General features: G+C 48.6%; 18 protein-coding genes. 17 read left to right on the plus strand and 1 reads right to left on the minus strand.

What is annotated here, in order from left to right:
* Positions 1-54 precede the first annotated feature (54 nt).
* From L6442_RS12620 to L6442_RS12670, 11 genes are all read left to right on the plus strand, one after another.
* Positions 55-1,104, plus strand: coding sequence for a galactose ABC transporter substrate-binding protein (locus tag L6442_RS12620; RefSeq protein WP_212977214.1), 1,050 nt, complete (start codon positions 55-57; stop codon positions 1,102-1,104).
* 86 nt (positions 1,105-1,190) lie between these two features.
* Positions 1,191-2,702 carry a sugar ABC transporter ATP-binding protein gene (locus L6442_RS12625; protein ID WP_194232141.1) on the plus strand — a complete coding sequence of 504 codons (1,512 nt, stop codon included), beginning with the start codon at positions 1,191-1,193 and terminating at the stop codon, positions 2,700-2,702.
* Positions 2,703-2,723: 21 nt separating this feature from the next.
* The gene (mglC, locus tag L6442_RS12630; RefSeq protein WP_212977215.1) at positions 2,724-3,752 is read left to right on the plus strand and encodes a galactose/methyl galactoside ABC transporter permease MglC; all 1,029 of its coding nucleotides are present in this window, start codon (positions 2,724-2,726) and stop codon (positions 3,750-3,752) included.
* A gap of 286 nt (positions 3,753-4,038) precedes the next feature.
* Positions 4,039-4,782, plus strand: coding sequence for a CAP domain-containing protein (locus L6442_RS12635; RefSeq protein WP_212977216.1), 744 nt, complete (start codon positions 4,039-4,041; stop codon positions 4,780-4,782).
* Between the two features lie 317 nt (positions 4,783-5,099).
* Positions 5,100-5,945: a GDSL-type esterase/lipase family protein gene (locus tag L6442_RS12640; protein ID WP_212977217.1), complete on the plus strand. Its 846-nt coding sequence runs from the start codon at positions 5,100-5,102 to the stop codon at positions 5,943-5,945.
* A gap of 61 nt (positions 5,946-6,006) precedes the next feature.
* Positions 6,007-6,987: an ABC transporter ATP-binding protein gene (locus tag L6442_RS12645; RefSeq protein WP_212977218.1), complete on the plus strand. Its 981-nt coding sequence runs from the start codon at positions 6,007-6,009 to the stop codon at positions 6,985-6,987.
* Positions 6,980-7,969, plus strand: a complete 990-nt coding sequence (locus tag L6442_RS12650) for an ABC transporter permease (RefSeq protein WP_212977219.1) — start codon at positions 6,980-6,982, stop codon at positions 7,967-7,969. Before L6442_RS12645 ends, L6442_RS12650 begins: the two co-directional genes overlap by 8 nt.
* Before the next feature lie 80 nt (positions 7,970-8,049).
* Positions 8,050-10,038 carry a DNA topoisomerase IV subunit B gene (gene parE / locus L6442_RS12655; RefSeq protein WP_212977220.1) on the plus strand — a complete coding sequence of 663 codons (1,989 nt, stop codon included), beginning with the start codon at positions 8,050-8,052 and terminating at the stop codon, positions 10,036-10,038.
* An 11-nt stretch (positions 10,039-10,049) separates the two neighbouring features.
* Entirely contained in the window at positions 10,050-12,494 is a 2,445-nt protein-coding gene (gene gyrA, locus L6442_RS12660) for a DNA gyrase subunit A (RefSeq protein ID WP_212977221.1), read from the plus strand.
* A 279-nt stretch (positions 12,495-12,773) separates the two neighbouring features.
* On the plus strand, positions 12,774-13,184 hold the full coding sequence (locus L6442_RS12665) for a MarR family transcriptional regulator (protein ID WP_194232133.1): 411 nt from the start codon (positions 12,774-12,776) through the stop codon (positions 13,182-13,184).
* Between the two features lie 40 nt (positions 13,185-13,224).
* Positions 13,225-14,442 carry an MFS transporter gene (locus L6442_RS12670; protein WP_212977222.1) on the plus strand — a complete coding sequence of 406 codons (1,218 nt, stop codon included), beginning with the start codon at positions 13,225-13,227 and terminating at the stop codon, positions 14,440-14,442.
* Between the two features lie 283 nt (positions 14,443-14,725).
* Here L6442_RS12670 and L6442_RS12675 read toward each other — a convergent pair whose 3' ends face one another.
* Positions 14,726-14,950 (minus strand): helix-turn-helix domain-containing protein, encoded by a 225-nt coding sequence (locus L6442_RS12675; RefSeq protein WP_212977223.1) that lies wholly within the window; start codon positions 14,948-14,950, stop codon positions 14,726-14,728.
* 206 nt (positions 14,951-15,156) lie between these two features.
* On the opposite strand from L6442_RS12675, the gene L6442_RS12680 reads away from it, so the two are divergent.
* The 6 genes from L6442_RS12680 (at position 15,157) to L6442_RS12705 (ending at position 19,693) form a co-directional block, all read left to right on the plus strand.
* Positions 15,157-15,726: an RNA polymerase sigma factor gene (locus tag L6442_RS12680; RefSeq protein ID WP_194232130.1), complete on the plus strand. Its 570-nt coding sequence runs from the start codon at positions 15,157-15,159 to the stop codon at positions 15,724-15,726.
* The gene (locus L6442_RS12685) at positions 15,719-17,191 is read left to right on the plus strand and encodes a DUF4179 domain-containing protein (protein ID WP_212977224.1); all 1,473 of its coding nucleotides are present in this window, start codon (positions 15,719-15,721) and stop codon (positions 17,189-17,191) included. The genes L6442_RS12680 and L6442_RS12685 overlap by 8 nt, the downstream gene beginning before the upstream one ends.
* Before the next feature lie 12 nt (positions 17,192-17,203).
* Entirely contained in the window at positions 17,204-17,368 is a 165-nt protein-coding gene (locus L6442_RS12690) for a hypothetical protein (protein ID WP_237100292.1), read from the plus strand.
* 444 nt (positions 17,369-17,812) lie between these two features.
* Positions 17,813-18,157 carry a YojF family protein gene (locus L6442_RS12695; RefSeq protein ID WP_194232128.1) on the plus strand — a complete coding sequence of 115 codons (345 nt, stop codon included), beginning with the start codon at positions 17,813-17,815 and terminating at the stop codon, positions 18,155-18,157.
* Between the two features lie 43 nt (positions 18,158-18,200).
* Positions 18,201-18,857: a bacillithiol biosynthesis deacetylase BshB2 gene (bshB2, locus tag L6442_RS12700; RefSeq protein ID WP_212977225.1), complete on the plus strand. Its 657-nt coding sequence runs from the start codon at positions 18,201-18,203 to the stop codon at positions 18,855-18,857.
* A 110-nt stretch (positions 18,858-18,967) separates the two neighbouring features.
* Entirely contained in the window at positions 18,968-19,693 is a 726-nt protein-coding gene (locus L6442_RS12705; protein WP_212977440.1) for a class I SAM-dependent methyltransferase, read from the plus strand.
* The last annotated feature ends 595 nt before the right edge of the window (positions 19,694-20,288 follow it).

A 20,288-nucleotide genomic window follows, 5' to 3' on the forward strand; every position in this document is an offset into this window, starting at 1 on the left:
ACTATTTTTTGATCCGCGCCTAAATCAGCGGATAATCAGGAGGTCATGATGAAGATGAAAAAAATAACTTCCGTATTTCTCGCAAGCGCTTTGCTCGCATCGGTTATGGCAGGGTGCTCAAGCGGGGGCGACAAAAGCGCAAGCGACGCCGGCAAAGGCGGCGGCAGCGGAAAAGAAGCGTCCATCGGCGTAGCGATCTATAAGTTTGACGATACGTTTATGACAGGCGTCCGCAATTCCATTAAAGCAAATGCCGAAGGCGTAGCCAAAGTGGACATCGTAGACAGTCAAAATTCTCAACCGACGCAAAACGACAAGGTGGATCTCTTTATCTCGAAAAAAGCGGATGCGCTGGTCATCAATCCGGTTGACCGAACGGCGGCGGGAGTCATTATCGATAAGGCGAAAGCGGCTAATATTCCGGTGATCTTCCTGAACCGCGAGCCTTTGCCCGAGGACATGAAAAAATGGGATAAAGTTTATTACGTCGGAGCGAAAGCCGAAGAATCCGGCACCATGTCCGGCGAGTTGATCGCCGATTATTGGAAAGCCCATCCGGAAGCGGACAAAAACAAGGACGGCGTGCTGCAGTACGTCATGCTGAAAGGCGAGCCCGGGCATCAGGACGCCGAGCTGCGCACGAAATTTTCCGTCGAAGCGATTGAAAAAGCCGGCATAAAGGTTGAAAAGGTAGAAGAAGACACAGCCATGTGGGACCGTGTTAAAGGCCAGGAAAAAATGGCGGCCTTCCTTGGCGCCCATGGCGACAAAATCGAAGCCGTGCTGGCAAACAACGATGACATGGCCCTGGGCGCGATCGAGGCGCTGAAGGCTGCGGGATATTTCAAGGACGGCAAAACGATCCCGGTTGTCGGCGTTGACGCGACTGCTCCCGCGCTGCAGGCATTGGAGGATGGAACGATGCTTGGCACGGTGCTCAATGACGCGAACAACCAGGGCAAAGCTGTCGTTGCCCTAGCCTCGGTGCTGGCAAAAGGCGAAACGCCTTCCAAAGATAATATCGGTTTTGATATTACGGATAACCAATATGTATGGATCCCGTACAAGAAAATCACGAAGGACAATATCAACGACGCGAAATAAATTCGGCGTAAAAACCATTCTGCCGTGGGAGGCGGCCTGGGGCCGTCTTCATCACGGCATGGATGAGGAGCAGGGAGCGGAAGTCTATGGCTCAAAACATGTATTTATTGGAGATGAACGGGATTTCCAAGGAATTCCCCGGCGTTAAAGCGCTGGACAATGTCACGCTGCAGGTCAGACCCGGGACGGTACATGCCTTAATGGGTGAGAATGGGGCCGGCAAGTCGACCTTGATGAAATGCCTGTACGGTATTTATTCGCCTGATGCGGGCGAGATTATGCTGGATGGCCGGAAGGTACAAATCCATAATTCGAAGGATGCGCTGAATAACGGCATATCCATGATTCACCAGGAACTGCATCCCGTGCCGATGCGAAGTGTCATGGAGAATATTTGGCTGGGCCGTTTTCCTACCAAAGGGATTGGACCCGTTCGTTTTATCGACCATAAAAAAATGCATCAAGAGACGGAGCAGCTTTTTCGCCAGCTTGATATCGATGTGGATCCCGGCACCATCGTGGGCAAGCTGTCGGTTTCCAAGGTTCAGTCGATCGAAATCGCCAAGGCGGTGTCCTTTCAATCCAAGATCATCATCATGGATGAACCGACATCATCCTTAACGAGCGTTGAAGTTGAGCATTTGTTCCGGATTATCCGGGATTTGAAGAAACGCGGCGTCGCCATTATATATATTTCGCACAAAATGGAGGAGATCCTGCAAATCAGCGATGAGGTCACGATTATGCGCGACGGGCAAAGAATCGGCACTTGGCCAGCCAGCCAGCTGACGACGGATCTGATTATTGCAAAAATGGTAGGTCGGGATTTGACGCAGCGTTTTCCGGACCGCGAAAATACGCCGGGAGAAGTCGTGCTTTCAGTGAAGGGCATAACATCACATCTGCCCAAATCCTTCAAGGATGTTTCCTTTGAGCTACGCAAGGGGGAAATTTTGGGCATCGGCGGTTTGGTTGGCGCGCAGCGTACCGAACTGATCGAAGCTCTGTTTGGACTGCGCGGGATATCCACCGGCCAGATCAAAATACGCGGCAAAGAGGTGAAAATCAAATCGCCGGAAGATGCCATTAAGCAGGGCATGGCGCTGCTTACGGAAGAACGGCGCGTTACGGGGATTTTTCCGGTATTGCCCGTCCATGAAAATGCATCGATTGCAAGTCTCGGCAGGTACCGCAAGCTGCTGTTTTTCCTTGACGGCAAGAGAAAACGAAGAGAATCGGATATTATGGTCGAAAAGCTTCGCACCAAAACGCCTACGTCAAGCACGCTGATCATGAATCTTTCGGGCGGCAACCAACAGAAGGTGTTATTGGCCAGGTGGCTTTTGACGGAGCCGGATATTCTTTTGCTCGACGAACCGACGCGCGGGATTGATGTGGGGGCCAAGTTCGAAATCTACACCATTATTCATGATCTGGCGAAGCAGGGCAAAAGCATCATCATGATTTCATCCGAAATGCCTGAGCTGATCGGAATGTCTGATCGAATTATGGTGATGTCGGAAGGGCGCCTTACCGGCATTCTGGATGGCGAGGCCGCTACGGAAGAGGAAATTATGCGGCTGGCCGCGCAGCATTAAGTCATCGAAGGAGGAGAGCCCATGTTGAATATAACCAAAGAGAGGGGCACCACAACGATCCGGGATTTTACGTCCCAGTATGCGATCTATATTGTGCTGGTGCTGCTTGTGATTGGAATCACCATTTATAATCCGTCATTTTTGTCCATGGATTCGCTGCGAAATATTTTGATTCAATCCTCCACCAGAGCGATTATTGCTTTAGGAGTCGCTTTTATTCTGATTACCGCCGGAACGGACCTGTCGGCTGGAAGAATTGTCGGTTTGACCGCCGTTGTTTCAGCTTCAATGCTGCAAACCGCACAGTATGCCAACCGGTTTTTCCCTGATTTGCCGCAGCTTCGATTGTTTGTGCCAATCCTACTGGCTATTTTGGTCGGCCTGGTGTGCGGGCTCATCAACGGGTTGGTGGTTGCCAAGCTGAATGTGCCGCCATTTATCGCGACGCTAGGCACGATGGTTGCCGTATACGGCATCAATTCCATGTATTTTGATATGAAACCGAATAACTCGCAGCCGATTGGCGGCCTGCGCCAGGACTTCACCAATATCGGAACCGGCTCGATCGGAACCGGGCAGTTCTCCATTCCCTATATTGTGTTAATCGCGATATTCGTGGCGTTTATCGTCTGGGTCATCTTCAACAAGACAAAGCTTGGCAAAAACATGTACGCCATCGGCGGCAATGTGCAAGCAGCCAAAGTGTCCGGGATTCATGTCGCTAAATATTTGATTTATATATACATGATTGCCGGCGCTTTGTACGGTCTTGCCGGCGTGCTTGAAGCTTCCAGAACCGGCGGGGCTACCAATAACTACGGCAACATGTACGAGCTTGACGCCATAGCGGCCTGCGTAGTCGGCGGGGTGTCCACGACTGGCGGCATCGGTACGGTGCCTGGCGTGATGGTTGGCGTATTGATTTTTACGATCATCAACTATGGTTTGACTTTTATCGGCATTAGTCCTTACTGGCAGCTGATCGTCAAAGGTATGATCATTGTTGCGGCTGTCGCATTCGACATGCGCAAATATGCTGCCAAGAAATAACAAGCCAATCTTTTTACCGGTTTTGTCTGTTTTGGGATGCCTGATTGAAAGGGGGGATTTAAGCGGTTTTCGCTTGATTCCCCTTATTTTGTGCCGTTCATTCGGCTATCCATCGCCAAGTTTCGGACCCCATCTTTCCGCTATATAGGCTTGATGGAAATTTCCTTCCATTATTTGTGGTCTCCACAATGGAAACAAGCATGTTACAATATTTGCGGAAGTAATGACAACTTTGTAACCAGAACGATTGCGATTCTGAAGAACAGCATGAGAAGGAGATGGATCCATGAAGAACAACAAGATGATTAAGGTTTTGCTCAGCACAGCATCCGCAGCCGTGTTGTCGGTAGGCTTGCTGGGAGCAGGTTCGGCATCGGCAGCTCCGGCACAGCAAGTAAAAATTCCGTTACAAGTAAACATTCAGTCTGCGGACGATCTTCAAGCTTACTTGCAACAGCTGCTGCAAAACAACGGAGGATCTTTCGATTACAAATATCAATTCGAATGCCCAGGTACGGGTCAAACAACGGTGCCTCAGCCAAGCAAGCCGGAAACTTCCAAACCTGCGCCGTCCCAACCTGAAACATCCAAACCGCAGCCTAAACCGTCCCAGCCTGAGACATCCAAACCGTCCGAAACGACCAAACCGGATCAATCGGCTTCCGGTTATGCAGCAGAAGTGATCAAGCTGGTGAATCAGGAGCGCGCCAAAGCCGGCCTGAAACCGCTGACCGAAAATGCAAAACTGTCCAACATGGCGATGGACAAAGCTAAAGACATGAACAACAACAATTACTTTGACCATAACTCCCCAACTTACGGCTCTCCGTTTGATATGATGAAGAAATATGGTATTTCTTTCAGCTACGCGGGAGAGAATATTGCAAAAGGCCAAAAAACTCCATCTGATGTCATGAACGCGTGGATGAACAGTTCCGGCCACCGTGCCAACATTTTGAACGGCAACTACACTACGATCGGTGTAGCTTACTACAACGGATATTGGGTACAAGAATTTATCGCGAACTAATACATGTTTATACAAGCCCGTTTCCTTGATGGAAACGGGCTTTTTCAAGATGATCGGACTTTTAAGTTTTTTTGGGGTCCCCGCAAGGTATTTGGACTAAGCATCGAAGCATAGCCCCCACTCAGTACTTTTGCTCCGCAAAAGCGCCCCTCTTTGAGGGACGCCCTTACTTCTTTCCGATACTCTTTGCGGGGTTATTTAATACATATCCCGGCGGTCGCATTTGCAAATTGAACTTAGAAGTCTTATGTTTATGTACATATGTATCTAACGGAAGAGATTGAATATGTCATCACGCGAAAATGGAGGGATCGGTTTTGAATTCATCGAAGTGGATCTGGCGCATCGTAAGCGTAATCTCCATTCTGGCTTCCCTGCTGCTGCTCGCCGGATTTGTTTATGCGATTCAGGACATACAGTATCCGCAAGCGGGAAAAGAGCTGGCTGCTCCGCAAACAAACCCTCAGGAAGGAGCCGCTGCTGAGAATCCGGGTGCCAAAAAGGAACTGAAAATTGCGGTTATCGGCGATTCGCTTGCCAAGGGAACGGGAGACCATTCCGGCATGGGGTTCGCCAGACGAACGGTCAATGAGCTGTCGGCCAGCACAGGCAAAAAGGTGCAGCTTCTGAATAATCTTGGCATTAACGGCCTCACCACAACGGGGCTCCTGCCGAAGTTGGAAGAGCGCGGAACCCAATATGTACTGGGACAAGCCGACATCATTCTCCTTTCGATCGGGGGTAATGACTTGTTTCGAGGCGCCGACCTTATTTCCAAAGGTAATGCCGGCACCGCTTCAACTGCAAAAAGGCAGGAGCTTGACCCCAAGGATCTTTTGAAGGGGCTGCCGAAAGCTTCCACGCAGCTTAAAGCCATATTGGAACGAATCCGTGCCATTAATCCGGCTGCGACCATTGTCTATGTCGGCCTATATAATCCGTTTGGAGATATGCAGGAACTGCAGATCCCAGGCAACCAGGCGGTGGCGTCTTGGAACCAAACGGCGCTCGAGACGATGAACCATTACAGCAACATGACTCTTGTGCCGACTTTCGATATTTTTCAGAATCATTTGGATAAATATTTGTCTTCGGACCATTTTCATCCGAATGGCGACGGGTATCAGCAAATTGCGGTACGGATTGTACAAGGGCTTCATTGACATATAGTGCGTGTGTGAACAACCTTATTTTCACATACCGGAAGCGAAAGGAGCGAAGAGAATGTCTGCGGCGGAATCTGCGCGAAAGGGCAGTATCGTTTTATCGGTTGAGCATGTGAAGAAAAAAATCGGACGGAAATGGATTATTGAGGACGTGACGTTTGATGTCCGGCAGGGTGAAATTTTCGGGTTTTTGGGTCCGAACGGTGCAGGGAAAACGACCACGATCCGTATGCTGGTGGACTTGATCAAGCCGAGCAGCGGCATTATCAAAGTATGCGGTTTTGACGTGAACAAACAGCAGGAACAAGCGCTTCGCTATGTCGGTTCGATCGTCGAAAATCCCGAAGTCTATACTTATTTGACGGGGTGGGAGAATCTGGAGCATTTTGCAAGGATGCAGCCCGGCATTGACAAGGAACGGATTCAGGAAGTCGTGGATATTGTCAGGCTGGATCAGCGGATTCATGACAAGGTGAAGACTTATTCGCTTGGCATGCGGCAGCGGCTTGGCATTGCGCAAGCGCTTCTGGGTAGGCCGAAGCTGCTGATTCTCGACGAGCCGACAAACGGTCTTGATCCCAAAGGCATCAAAGAACTGCGACAATTCATCCGCGAACTTGCGGAAGGGGGCCTTGCCGTTTTCGTTTCGAGCCATCTGCTGAGCGAAATCCAGCTTTTATGCGATCGGGTGGCGATCATCAGCCGCGGGCGAGTTCTGGCTGTCGGCGAGGTAGGGGAACTAGTGGCTGCGAACGCGAAATACGTGATTTGGGACTTGGAGCCTGCCGAAGAGGGAAAACGCGAGCTAGAGGCCTGGCATGGCGTCGAGATCATCGAGGAAGTGGATGCGGTGCTGGATGATACGATTATCGCCGGCATGAGCGCAAACTCCATTGTCACCGCCATGAATGAAGAGGATATTGCGAGCGCGGTATCCCATCTGACTTCTTCGGGAATTCTTGTTCAGGGGGTACATAAAATTAATCCGACTCTAGAGCAGCTGTTCCTGAAAATGACGGAAGGTGAGAACATTGATTAGCGTATTGCCACTGATCAAGAATGAAACCATTAAAATTGTCAAAAAGAAGCGATTTTATGTGATTTTGCTGATTCTGGCGGTGCTCGTTCCGATGTTCGTTTATGCACAGATGCGTTCTGCCGAGCGGACGCGGGAAAAATTTGCGGGCGACTGGCGGCTTGAAGTTCAGCAGCAAATAACGGATAATGAGAATTCGCTGGCAAGTGATCGGGTGCCGGATGAATGGAAGAAATTCAGGAAAATTTTCGTGCAGCAGCTTCAATATTACCTGGACCATGACGTCAACCCGAATGCACCGAACGGGGTTACGTTTACGCGCGAGTTTATGAATAATTCCATAAATTTGTTCATTCCTCTTCTCATCATGGCCATTGCTTCCGATATAGTATCCGGGGAGAGAACAAGCGGAACGATCAAAATGCTGCTGACGCGTCCCGTGAAAAGGTGGAAAGTGCTGCTCAGCAAGCTGATTACGCTTTTTATGTTTACTTCGCTGATCATCGTTTCCGCTTTTATCATTACCTACGTTGTATCGGGCGCCGTGTTTGGTTATAAAGGTTTTGAACTGCCGGTCTTTACAGGATTTCAAATTTCAGGCTCCGATGTCGACATGGCAGCGGTGCATGCGGTTCCGCAGTGGAAATATTTGCTGATGCAGGGCGGGCTGATCTGGTTTGTCGGGCTAGTTATAGCCTCGCTTGCATTTATGGTGTCCGTTCTGGTCCGAAGCACTGCGGCAAGCATCGTGGTCATGATGGCGTCGCTGATTGCCGGAACGATACTCACCAATATGGCAGCCGCTTGGAATAGCGCCAAATATCTGTTTATGGTGAACTTGAAACTCACTGATTATCTGTCCGGAACGCCGGCTCCAATCGAGGGCATGAACCTGACGTTTTCGCTAGCGGTTTTGTCCGCATGGGCGATCGCCGCGATCGCAATCTCATTCCTTGTCTTTACGAAAAGGGATATCTTGAATTAAAATGGACAAGTATAACAAAACATCTGTTTGCATTTTAGGATTTATGATCCTACATAAAGAAGCACAAAGGGGGAGCATGAATGGTCGAGCAGATCGATATGTTTGCGGAGTCTTCGCAGGGTGGCGGCAATAAAAGCAGCCACAGCGGATACGAGGCAGACGACATTCAAGTGCTCGAAGGCCTGGTTGCGGTTCGCAAACGGCCAGGTATGTATATTGGCAGCACGAGTACATCAGGACTTCATCATCTGGTATGGGAAATTGTGGATAATGCCGTTGATGAGCATTTAGCCAAATACTGCACGAGAATCGATATTCATTTACACAAAGACGGTTCCATTACCGTCATTGATAACGGACGAGGCATTCCGACAGGAATGCATAAAACCGGCATACCTACGCCGCAGGTTGTATATACGATCCTGCACGCGGGGGGGAAATTCGGCGGCGGCGGATATAAAAAATCAGGCGGCCTGCATGGTGTCGGCGCATCCGTCACCAACGCGCTGTCCGAATGGCTGGAGGTTGAAATCTACCGCGACGGCAAAATCCACCGTCAACGCTTCGAATATTGGCAGGACAAAAACGGCAAGGAACATGTCGGCGAACCGGTAACAGGACTCGAAGTTTTGGGGAATACCAACAAGACCGGAACGAAGGTTACGTTTAAACCTGATATCCGGGTCTTCCAAAACGGAATCCAGTTTAACTATGATACATTGGCCGAGCGTTTGCAGGAAATCGCTTTCCTGAACTCCGGTTTGCGCATCATACTCAAGGATGACCGTTTTAATCGCATGGACGAGTTTTATTATGAGGGCGGTGCCAGCCAATTTGTCGAGTTCCTCAATGAGGGCAAGGATGTTCTTCATGACGTCATCCATTTTTCCGGTGAAAAGGACGACGTGGAGGTGGAGGTAGCTCTGCAGTATAACGCAGGGTATACCGAAACGCTGGCTTCTTTTGTCAATTCGATCCCGACGCGGGGCGGCGGGACGCATGAAACGGGCTTTAAAACGGCATACACCCGCATCATGAACGATTATGCGCGGAAAAACCATATGCTCAAAGAGAAAGACAAAAATCTTGAAGGCAATGATCTTCGCGAAGGCATGATGGCGGTGATCAGCGTCAAAATGGCTGAGGTTGAATTCGTCGGACAGACGAAAGACCAGCTCGGAAGCGCATCTGCCCGCAGTACGGTGGATGCCATCGTCACCGAGAAGATGCAAATTTTCCTTGAGGAGAATCCGCAGGTTGCACAAACCTTGATCAAAAAAGCGATTCAAGCTTCCAAAGCGCGCGAGGCGGCCCGCAAAGCCCGCGACGACATGCGCAGCGGCAAGAAGCGGAGCGAGGGAACAAGCCTCGGAGGCAAGCTGAGCCCGGCTCAATCCAAGGATTTCACCCGTACGGAGCTGTTTGTCGTCGAAGGGAACTCTGCCGGCGGGTCGGCCAAGCAGGGCCGGGACTCCAAAATCCAGGCAATCCTTCCGCTGAAGGGAAAACCGCTTAATCCGGAAAAAGCCAAGCTCGCGGACATTATGAAAAACGAAGAGTACCGCACGATCATTAATGCGATCGGAGCCGGCATCGGGACCGAGTTCGAAATCGAGGACAGCAATTACTCGAAAATCATCATTATGACGGATGCCGATACGGACGGGGCGCATATTCAAGTGCTTCTGCTGACGTTCTTTTATCGCTATATGAAACCTTTGATCGATGAAGGCCGCGTATACATCGCCCAGCCTCCGCTTTACAAGATTACGAGCAAATCGGGCAGACATGAAATTGTACGTTATGCATACAGCGACGAGCAGCTGCAAAATTATCTCAAGGAATTCGGCAAAAACTACGAACTTCAGCGCTATAAAGGTCTTGGCGAAATGAATCCCGAACAGCTGTGGGAGACGACGATGAACCCGGATACCCGCACGCTTCTGCAGGTCCAAATTGAAGATGCGGCCAAAGCGGAACGCCGCGTGTCCACGCTGATGGGAGACAAAATCGATCCGCGCAAGCGCTGGATCGTGGAAAATGTCGACTTTAGAGAGCTCGAGGAATAGAAGGTGAATCGATGAGTTTATCAGAACAATTTCTGCCGGCTTATCTGGAAGAGGTCGTTGGAGACCGCTTCGGCCGGTATTCCAAATATATTATTCAGGACCGCGCCATTCCCGACGTTCGCGACGGGTTGAAGCCCGTGCAGCGGCGTATTTTGTACGCCATGTACGAATCGGGCAATACGCCGGATAAAGGCTACCGCAAATCCGCCAAAACCGTCGGCGACGTCATGGGCAACTATCACCCGCATGGAGACAGTTCCATCTACGACGGGATGGTGAGAATGGCCCAGCCGTGGAAAATGGGGCATGTGCTCGTCGACGGCCACGGCAACTGGGGGTCTATCGATGATGACCCGCCGGCGGCCATGCGTTATACCGAAGCGCGCTTATCGCCGATCGCGATGGAAATGCTGCGGGATATCGATAAACGGACCGTCCAATTCAAAGACAACTTTGACAATACGGCCAAGGAGCCGGTAGTGCTTCCATCCCGTTATCCGAACTTGCTCGTAAATGGCGTCAGCGGGATATCGGCAGGGTTTGCAACGGAAATCCCGCCGCATAATCTGCGCGAAGTCATCGATGCCTGCGTGGCCGTGATGCAAAAGCCGGAAATTGAGCTGGATGAAATCATGACCTTTATCAAAGGGCCGGATTTTCCAACCGGCGGTATGATTATGGGCGAAGAGGGCATCAAAGAGGCCTACCGTACAGGTAAGGGCCGTATCTATCTGCGCTCCAAAACCGAGATAGAGTTTTTGCGCGGCGGAAAACAGCAAATCGTCATTAGTGAAATCCCTTATCAGGTCGTCAAATCCCGGCTGGTCAGCCAAATGGAAAGCATCCGTCTTGAGAAGAAGATTGACGGCATCGCGGAGGTTCGGGATGAAAGCGGACGCGACGGTTTGCGCATCGTCGTTGAAATCAAGAAGGAAGCGGATGCCCAAGGCATTTTGGCATATCTGTTGAAAAAGACGGATCTTCAGGTTACCTATAACTTCAACATGGTATCCATTGTCAATAAGGCGCCGCAGCAGCTTGGATTGAAAGCCATGCTGGAGGCATACATCGAACATCAACGCGAAGTGGTGTCCAATCGTACCCGTTTTGAGTTGGAAAAGGCTGAAGACCGCGCCCATGTGCTCGAGGGTCTGGTCAAGGCACTGAACATTCTGGACGAAGTGATCGCGGCGATTAAAGCGTCGAAGAATCGTCAGGACGCGCAAAACAATTTGCAATGGATGTTCGGATTTACGGAACGGCAAGCGGATTCGATCCTGACGCTTCAATTGTACCGTTTGACGAATCTGGAGATTACAACGCTGCAAAAAGAGCTGGGAGAACTGCTGAAGAAGATCGACACATTGCGTGCGATCCTTCAAAGCGATAAAAAGCTGATTGCCCTGATCCGCAAGGAATTGCTTGAAATCCGCGATAAATACGGCATTGACCGCAGAAGTTCGATCCAGGAAGAAGTGGAAGAAATCAAGGTCAATCTTGAGGTTATGGTCAGCTCCGAGGATGTGCTTGTAACCTTGTCCAATGACGGATACATCAAGCGGACAAGCATGCTGTCCTTTACAAGATCCGGAGGAGAATTGGGCAGCTCGGGCGTGAAGGAAGGCGACTTTATCTCCAAGGTATACGAGATTAACACGCTCGATAATCTGTTGATCTTTACGCAAAAGGGACAATATTTCCTGCTACCGGTGCATCAGATTCCGGAATTTAAGTGGAAGGATCCCGGGACTGCGATCGTCAACGTGATCAACATGTCCAAGGAAGATATCATCGTGGATGTGATTCCGGTGACGAATTTCGAAGAACCGGACCGCTCGCTTGTTTTCATCACCAAAAAGGGCCAAGTGAAGCGTACCGAATTAAAAGAATATGTCACCAACCGCTCCGGGGCGGTAGCTGCCTGCAAGGTCGGTGCAAATGATGAAATTATCAAGGTTGCGCTCAGCGACGGAACCAAGGATATTTTGCTTGTCAGCAAGGATGGCATGAGCATCCGTTTCAGAGAGCAGGAGGTCAACGCCATGGGCCGCGTATCGGCCGGCGTAAAAGGCATTCAGCTGCGTGAAGACGATGAAGTGGTGTCTGCATTATGGGTTGAAGAAGATGAAGGAGAGATTCTGACGCTAACCGATCTCGGTTATGGGAAGCGTTCCTTGCTTGCGGATTATCAGCCGCAGAGTCGGGGAGGCAAAGGCCTTCAAACCTTCGAGTTTAAGGAAGGCAAACGGGTGAAGCCGAATGGCAGCCGGATAGCCGGGGCCTTCTACTGCCGCGAGCCGATCGAAATTACCGCAATCAGCCGCGATGGCCAAAGTTATTCGTTCAGTTCCGAACAGGCCCCGATCATGGAACGCAAATCGACAGGAAAACTGCTTGTTCATCTGGAGAAAAAAGACGAAATTTCGATGCTGCTGGAACACCCGGAAACATCTTGATTTTTCCCGTCATATTTTTGTGAAATGGCTCGAAAAAAAGTATCTTCGCCCTTCCGGGCGGAGATGCTTTTTTTCAGGATTTTGCAAAATTCGATTCCGTACTCTCCAAAAAAACAATATATAGACAAACTTAACCGTTTTGAGCTATGTTTGCCTTATTAAAGCTCGCTTTTTGCAAAATTCTCGAATATAATTTTTTTTGCTGCGAGGAAGGAATTGGCTCGAAATAGGCGAAAATTAATCCTGTAAAAGATTGCTGGCGAAAGGAAGGTATAACCCGTGCAGACTTCCGAATTTGCAAAAATATGGTCTAAACTGAGCAAAGATTACAAGATACATATGGAGAATGAACTGGCTCCTGCGCTTACTGAAGCCCAGCTTGTGGTACTCGAGGTGCTCGGGGAGCATGAACGGATGAAACCCTCCGAATTGACGCCGCTTTTGGCGACCAGTCCGGCTGCGGTAACGATGCTCCTGGACCGGATGGAGAAAAACGAGCTGATCGAACGTGAACGTGATGCAAACGATCGCCGGATCGTATGGGTATCCATTTCGAAGAGAGGACGCCAAGAGGTGGAACGCGGCTTGCAAATCCGCGACGCCTTTCTTGCAGGTATTTTATCGCGCATTTCCGCGCATAACCAGCAGCTCCTGATTTATTTATTGGGCAAACTAACCATGGTGCCATAAGTATAGGCGCAATAGAATAAACGTAGAGGAAGACAGCCAGATGAACGATGCAACGATTTTGAAAAATCCCAAAACGAGAAAACTGCTTTTCAGTGCCGGCTTCAGCTGGCTTTTTGATGCGATGGATGTCGGCATCATCTCTTTTATCGTTACGGCATTAAGCTTGGAATGGAAGTTGTCCCCGCAGGATGTCGGCATCCTGACGAGCATGAACTCGGTAGGGATGGTATTCGGCGCGGCTTGCGCCGGTTATTTGGCTGACCGATTTGGCCGCAAAAAAGTGCTGCTGTGGACATTGCTCATTTTTTCGATCGCCAGTGGACTATCCGCCTTGGCTTCGAGCTTCTGGGTTCTTTGCTTGCTGCGCTTTATTGCGGGAATCGGACTTGGCGGCGAACTGCCGGTCGCATCGACGCTTGTTTCCGAGAGCATGCCGGCAAACCAGCGCGGACGCGCGGTTGTCCTGCTAGAAAGCTTCTGGGCCGGCGGTTGGCTGGTTGCAGCCCTTATCTCGTATTTTCTGATTCCGGCCTACGGCTGGCAAATCGCGTTTGTGATCGGAGCGCTTCCGGCGCTATATGCTTTATATTTGCGGCGTGCGATTGACGATTCACCTCTCTATCAGAGCGGGAAGTCAATGGCCCGAGCGTCTTTTGCAAGCAAACTGGGATCGATATGGACGCGCAAACACAGCCGCACTACGCTGATGTTGTGGATATTGTGGTTCACTGTAGTGTTTTCTTATTACGGCATGTTTCTTTGGCTTCCGTCTGTCATGACGATGAAGGGTTTCAGCTTGATCAAAAGTTTTGAATATGTGTTGATCATGACGCTGGCGCAGCTTCCGGGTTATTTTACGGCGGCGTATTTTATCGAGAAATTCGGCAGAAAATTCGTGATGATCACGTATTTGATCCTGACTGCGGCGAGCGCGGCCTGGTTCGGCAGCGCCGAATCGGCGGGCATGCTGATGGCGGCGGGTATCTGCCTTTCGTTTTTTAATCTGGGTGCATGGGGCGGCTTATATGCATATACACCGGAACTTTATCCCACCTCGGTTCGCTCAACGGGAGTTGGCCTGGCTACTTCAGTCGGACGGATTGGCGGAGTCATTGCTCCTTTCCTTGTAGGTTATATGGTGCAAAACCATATCCATATCAATACAATTTTTATGATGTTTTTTGCGATCATTTGTATTGGTGCTTTAGGCGTCCTGTTCCTCGGAACGGAAACCAAAGGCAAGGAATTAGCCGACTAAAAACTTGCTGACCGATATCGGTTTAAAAGGGGTAGTACCAGCGTCGCTGTCACCAAGGGCAAAGTAGATGGAACTATATGTTATACTACACAATGTAGGCGACCGGAAAAGATCCGGCCGCCTTCGCTATGTTAACGGGCAGGACTTAGGTTTTGTTATCCTTGATTGTTGGTTATTGGTCAAAAGAAAAACCGCCAATCATTAGGCGGCGATGCATTACTTATAGTCGCTAACTTCAGGCCTTATTTTGTGGAAAATTACTTTCTGTTACCCATCCGCTAAACTAACGGTGTTCATCGGAAGGCATTAATTCGTACAAGCTGCGCACCTCGCACCGAAGCGTATCGGCGATCGAAATTGCGTACTTAAGAGACATCACTCTTTTATTGTCGATAAAGTCGTCCAGCCGCTCCCGTCTCACCCGCAGTTCCTGCGCCAGCCGTTCCAGCGGCATTCCTGCTTCCTGAAGCCTTTCTTCCAGCAGGCAACGGCCAAGTTCGTACTTCAATATGCATACGCTCCTCTCGGATAAAATCGCCCAACGAATCTTATGATTTCCTTTCCGCTTTAGCTTCATCCCCGGCATGGATCCCGGGAATCGGTCTCAAGTAGCAGTTCACCCGAGTGAGGGAAAAGTTTTTTCCTCTTTTTATGAACCAAAACACGGGAACTGGTGAATAAGAAGTGTAAGGAAAAAACGAGGAGGTCTTTGAAGTGAAAGAAAGCCGGCATTTTCCAATATCCAAGGAAGGAGGTTCAGTTGATTTTGAAACACTTGTTCAACCTCACTTAACTAGCGCGTTTCGAGTCGCTTTTTTGATCGTCCATGATTACCATCTAGCTCAGGATGCCGTTCAAGAAGCACTATGGGAAGCGTATCAATCACTTTATCGATATGATAAACGAAAAGGGACATCGTTTCGAGCTTGGTTTATGAAAATTGTGACGCATCGTGCACTTAATATGGTGCGTAGAAAGAAAAAAACGGAAGAATATATGGACTCTATTGACCCTGGGCAAAACCCATTGGAGAGTATTCTTCAAAAGGAGAAAGAGCAACAGATTTGGCGAGCGATTCAGTTGATGACGCCGAAGCATCGCTCTGTAGTTATTCTTTACTATTATGAAGAGTTTAGTATAGCTGAAATTGCAAAAATTCTGGGTGTGTTTGAGGGAACGGTAAAATCAAGGCTACATAAGGCCAGAAAGTTAATTGCTGAAAAGATACAAGTTAAGAAAGAAACTCAGGTAATTACCGAGATAGGAGTGATCATGCATGACTAATCTTGACAACCAGATTACACAAACTCTAAAAAAGGTAGCTGGAGAATTGGATCAGCCTAATTTTGCGATGCCTGCAGCCTATAAAAGAAAAAGGTCGCGTCTACTAGGAACTTGGGTACTTCCCGTCTCCATTAGCTGCGTTTTGCTTTTAACGATTTCAGTGAGTCCTACCTTTGCGGACTATGTTAAATCGTTATTTGATGGTTCTGATAAAGAACTGCAATATGCAGCACAGAAGGGTTTTTCACAGAAGGTAAATGCTTCTGTTACCGATCGGGGCTATACTCTTGAAATAGAGGAGATATTGGCGGATCCAATGAGAATTGTGGCCGTTTATTCGATCAAGGATCAGCAAAATAACTTTATTCATCCGGATAAGTTTCACATAAGTAACGTAGAGGTAACAGATTTGAAAGGGAAGGTCATTAAAGAAACTAAAATATATCAGTTAGAAAAGCAAGAAAATTACGGATATCTCACTCTAAAAAAACCCGGGGAAACAGAAGAGCGGAAGCTTGTATTACAGTTCGAGGGAAATCAGATCGACTCTGTTAAAGGAAATTGGGCCTTAAAGATTCCTTTTGATTTAGAAAAAACAACGAAGGCTTCTCAGGTGCTGGCAATCGATAAGACGTATACCACACCACAGGGACTGCAAATTAATCTAAACAGCATTATGCAATCACCGACTGCTGCTCGTGTGGATTATGAAACGAAATGGACGGAAGAGGCACAGAAAAGATTAGTAGAGGAAAGCAAACAAGTGAAAGGAAAAGTAGATTCAGCCGATCCTTATGTTCGCTATGATGATTTTAAACTGAATTTTCATGTTGAAAATGAAAAAGGAGAAAAAGTAAATGATTTAACTAGGGCGCTTGATAATCCAAGCAAGGCCGTGGGAGAACACGGTCATTCTAATCGGAGTTATGGATTTGCCCCACTGTCTCCTGATCATCAGTATATGCTGGTATTGGATTCTTTAGAAAAAACAGAACCGTATGAGCTGGGCGTATCATTTGAGCCAAAACAGCTTGCCGAAAAACCCGTAAGAGTAGATAAGGATGGCAAAACGATTGAGATCAAGTCAGTAACCTTTGACGAACCATTAAATGAAGCATCTCCAAAGAATGAGAAGCACGCTACTATTTTACTGGAAGCTTATTTAAAGGATATATCATATATTAATATAGCGGATACGATTTTAATGGATGATGATACAAATAAAATTATTAATCGTTTTGGTTGGACTATCAAGGATGAAAAGGGCAAAATATACGATGTAACAGGCGGAGATTTTAAAATGATCGGAAAGGATGAACAAGGCAGAAACCATATCCGAATGAAATTGCAAAGTTATGAAATGAAAGAACTTCCTCAAAAGCTCAGTCTTACTTCAGAATTGGCAAGAAAAAGCTACGACCTGGATTGGAAAGTACCATTGCCAATGCCAAAAGAAGACAAATAAGACACTATAGGTTTGGCGCATTTTAGGAGTACATTATTTGAAGGGGCGAAGGTAGCGATACAGCTCGATCGCTATACGTTCACGAAGCATGGGCAGCCGACCGTTACCGCGCTCGTCAATCCGAAAGGGACATTCCATACATTCGAGCAACAGCCGATGAAGGGCCTGAAAAATTAAATCTCAGTACGATGAAATCATAATAAGATCACAATAAGCTGCAAACCGAACAAAGGATCTGTTGGAAAGGTAGAAAACTACCGCCAGGCAGATCCTTTTTCAGTTGCCCTCCTTCGCGCAATATAAAACTCAATCAAAAGGGTAACTTTATATCCATTAACATAATCCTAGGGGGTTATTTTACGTTCTATGGCCCCCTTATCAAAATATTCAATGATAAAATATACGAATAGAGGTTTGTGAAAATGGAGTGCTTTGAATTATAATTAAATATGTTGCAGTTTGGCACATCATAAATTGCCTCGATCCGGAACGGCCGAAACCGATTTTTAGAGATTCGGTCTTTCCAGCTAGACAGGCGCGATCAGGAAAATGGCTGCTAATACAATCAAATTGGTCTATTTTTTCTTGATCGCGCCCAACATCGAAACGGAGGGGAACGGTTTGCAGCTAATTAACCCGCAAAAGGTTCAGGAGCTTATTGACAAACTAAAGGATCAGAATCTTTATATACATCTTGAAATGACGACTGGCGCTTATGCCTCGCATCATGATGAATCCAAATTTACGGCGTCCACGTTCATCAAAAACGGAGTTGTCCGCTACAGCCAGGGTTCGATTGCCGGTTTTGGGCCTTATCGCGTCGGCCTGAAATTGGAAGAGGGCTGGATTTATTCGCAGGGACTTACGCATTTTGACGAAAATGAAACCGAACGCCTTATCATGGCCGGGCATGACAGCGAAGGAAAATTGGTTGTTGCGCTGCAGTTGGGCAAGGAGCCGTTCTAATTTTGAAACATAAGCGGGCACAGCATAGAAAGGGTGAATAGACATGAAAAATCATATACTGGTCGTATTTCCGCATCCGGATGATGAATCATTCGGAACTTCGGGAACTTTGGCCAAACGGATCCATGAAGGTGCCCAGGTGACCTACGCGTGCCTGACGCTCGGGGAAATGGCGCGGAATATGGGCAAGCCGCTGATGGCTAATCGGGTGACCTTGCCGGAATTGCGGCGGAAGGAACTTGCGGAGTCCTGCCGGTCGATCGGCATTCAGGATGTACGTTTGATGGGGCTGCATGACAAAACGATCGAATTTGAAGATCAACATATGCTGGACGGCATGCTGCGGAATTTGATCGACGAACTGAAACCGTCGCTCATTATTACATTTTATCCGGGCTACAGCGTCCATCCGGATCATGACGCCACAGGCGCGGCCGTGATTCGTACCGTATCCGCGATGCCGAAGGAAGAGCGGCCGGTCGTGAACTGCATCGCCTTCTCGAAAGGCTGCGAGAAAATTCTCGGCAAACCGGATGTGTTGGTGGACGTAAAAGACTACCTTCCTAACAAGTTCGGTTCGATCAGGGCGCACAGCTCCCAATTCCGCTGGGAGGACATGCTCGGAAACTATACGGAAAACGATGAAGCCGTTAAAGCCCGCTTCAGCACGGAACGTTTCTGGACTTATCATTTTGAATAAGCTAATATCTTCTTACGCAGACTTTGAACCTCGCGTTTATCACATGCCGAAAGGTGAGATGAGAAGAGATGAGCAGAGCTGAGATGGGAAGAGATGAGGAAAGCGGAGAAATGAAGCGGAAACAGCTAAATAACGAGATACCTTCGTCGGAAACAAGGTTGGACCGGATCGTCTTTATCGGCAGAACATTTGAGGAGTATATGCGTATGTTCGATCTGGATGAGCAAGCGCTTGAAGGGCGGAGCATATTGGATTGCCCGGCGGGAGCTTGTTCGTTTACGGCTCATGCCGGCAAGCGGGGCTGTCAAGTGACGGCTGCGGATATTGCTTACTATCATGATTATGATAAGCTGGCGATGAAGGGGCTTCAGGACATCGGCCATGCGATGGAACATGTCGGATTGGAACAAGACCGGTATCTTTGGGCGGAGTTTGAAAATGTGGAAGATCTTCGCGATGAGCGCGGCAGGGCATTGCGGGATTGCGTGGAGGATATGGAGCTTCATCCGGACAGATATGTCCCGGCGACGCTTCCCGTGCTCCCGTTTGCGGCGGAACAGTTTGATCTGACGTTGTCGGCCCATTTTTTGTTTACGTATTCCGACCGTCTGGATGGCGAATTCCATTTGAACACTTTGCGTGAGCTGTTTCGCGTAACCAGGCAGGAGATTCGGATTTTTCCCTTGGTGGATCAAAGCGGCAGGCAATCTGAGCATTTGGATCCTCTCATCTCGTTTGCCGATAGCAAAGGGTGGGGGGCTGAGCTTAAGGCCGTACCATATCATTTTCAGCGGAATGCAAACCAGATGTTGATTCTGCGCAAGCAGCTAAAATAATGAAGATTGTGATTATATGAAGTGGGGCGAGGGTTTAAAAGTTTGTATGGAACGCATCTCGTTTGTGACGGTGCAGCAGCATGGGATATTTCCCGTGCTGCTTTTTAGGTTGTAGAATTCAATTGGATTCGAAGGATTCAAACGATTCAATGGGATCGACAGGGACCGGTGGATTCTAACGGACACCATGGACGTTAAATCGCTTTAAATGGCGGTTTTTAATTTCTAACGGACACCACAGTCCTTAATTGCTCCAAAGCAGGGGTGAAAGTGGGGATTTCCACCAAATAACTGCATCTGTGTCCGTTAGAAATCAAAATGTCCGAAATTGGCCTTTATAGCGGCCGCTGTGTCCGTTAGAAAATCAAAGCCCATTTTGGAACATCCCTTAACGCGCATGCGCGCAAAAAAAAGAAGCCATCTCACGATTTGGTATACCACCTCATCCGGGAATGGCTTCTTCAATGATTGCCCGCCAACATGCGGGATGATTTACGCGGTGCAAATCTTCACCTAACGGAGCGCGGGTTGACCTTGGCGAATGCATGCCGGGTTTCACTAGCCTTCTCTAACGGCGCGCAATGCTATGCACCGA

This window comes from Paenibacillus azoreducens (assembly GCF_021654775.1).
GTDB lineage: Bacteria > Bacillota > Bacilli > Paenibacillales > Paenibacillaceae > Paenibacillus_AQ > Paenibacillus_AQ azoreducens.

What these genes read in the sequence shown, in the direction of transcription:
- L6442_RS12620 (WP_212977214.1), top strand. Translation starts at nt 55, where the DNA reads ATGAAAAAAATAACTTCCGTATTTCTCGCAAGCGCTTTGCTCGCATCG.
- L6442_RS12625 (WP_194232141.1), top strand. Translation starts at nt 1,191, where the DNA reads ATGGCTCAAAACATGTATTTATTGGAGATGAACGGGATTTCCAAGGAA.
- mglC (WP_212977215.1), top strand. Translation starts at nt 2,724, where the DNA reads ATGTTGAATATAACCAAAGAGAGGGGCACCACAACGATCCGGGATTTT.
- L6442_RS12635 (WP_212977216.1), top strand. Translation starts at nt 4,039, where the DNA reads ATGAAGAACAACAAGATGATTAAGGTTTTGCTCAGCACAGCATCCGCA.
- L6442_RS12645 (WP_212977218.1), top strand. Translation starts at nt 6,007, where the DNA reads ATGTCTGCGGCGGAATCTGCGCGAAAGGGCAGTATCGTTTTATCGGTT.
- parE (WP_212977220.1), top strand. Translation starts at nt 8,050, where the DNA reads ATGGTCGAGCAGATCGATATGTTTGCGGAGTCTTCGCAGGGTGGCGGC.
- gyrA (WP_212977221.1), top strand. Translation starts at nt 10,050, where the DNA reads ATGAGTTTATCAGAACAATTTCTGCCGGCTTATCTGGAAGAGGTCGTT.
- L6442_RS12670 (WP_212977222.1), top strand. Translation starts at nt 13,225, where the DNA reads ATGAACGATGCAACGATTTTGAAAAATCCCAAAACGAGAAAACTGCTT.
- L6442_RS12685 (WP_212977224.1), top strand. Translation starts at nt 15,719, where the DNA reads ATGACTAATCTTGACAACCAGATTACACAAACTCTAAAAAAGGTAGCT.
- bshB2 (WP_212977225.1), top strand. Translation starts at nt 18,201, where the DNA reads ATGAAAAATCATATACTGGTCGTATTTCCGCATCCGGATGATGAATCA.
- L6442_RS12705 (WP_212977440.1), top strand. Translation starts at nt 18,968, where the DNA reads ATGAAGCGGAAACAGCTAAATAACGAGATACCTTCGTCGGAAACAAGG.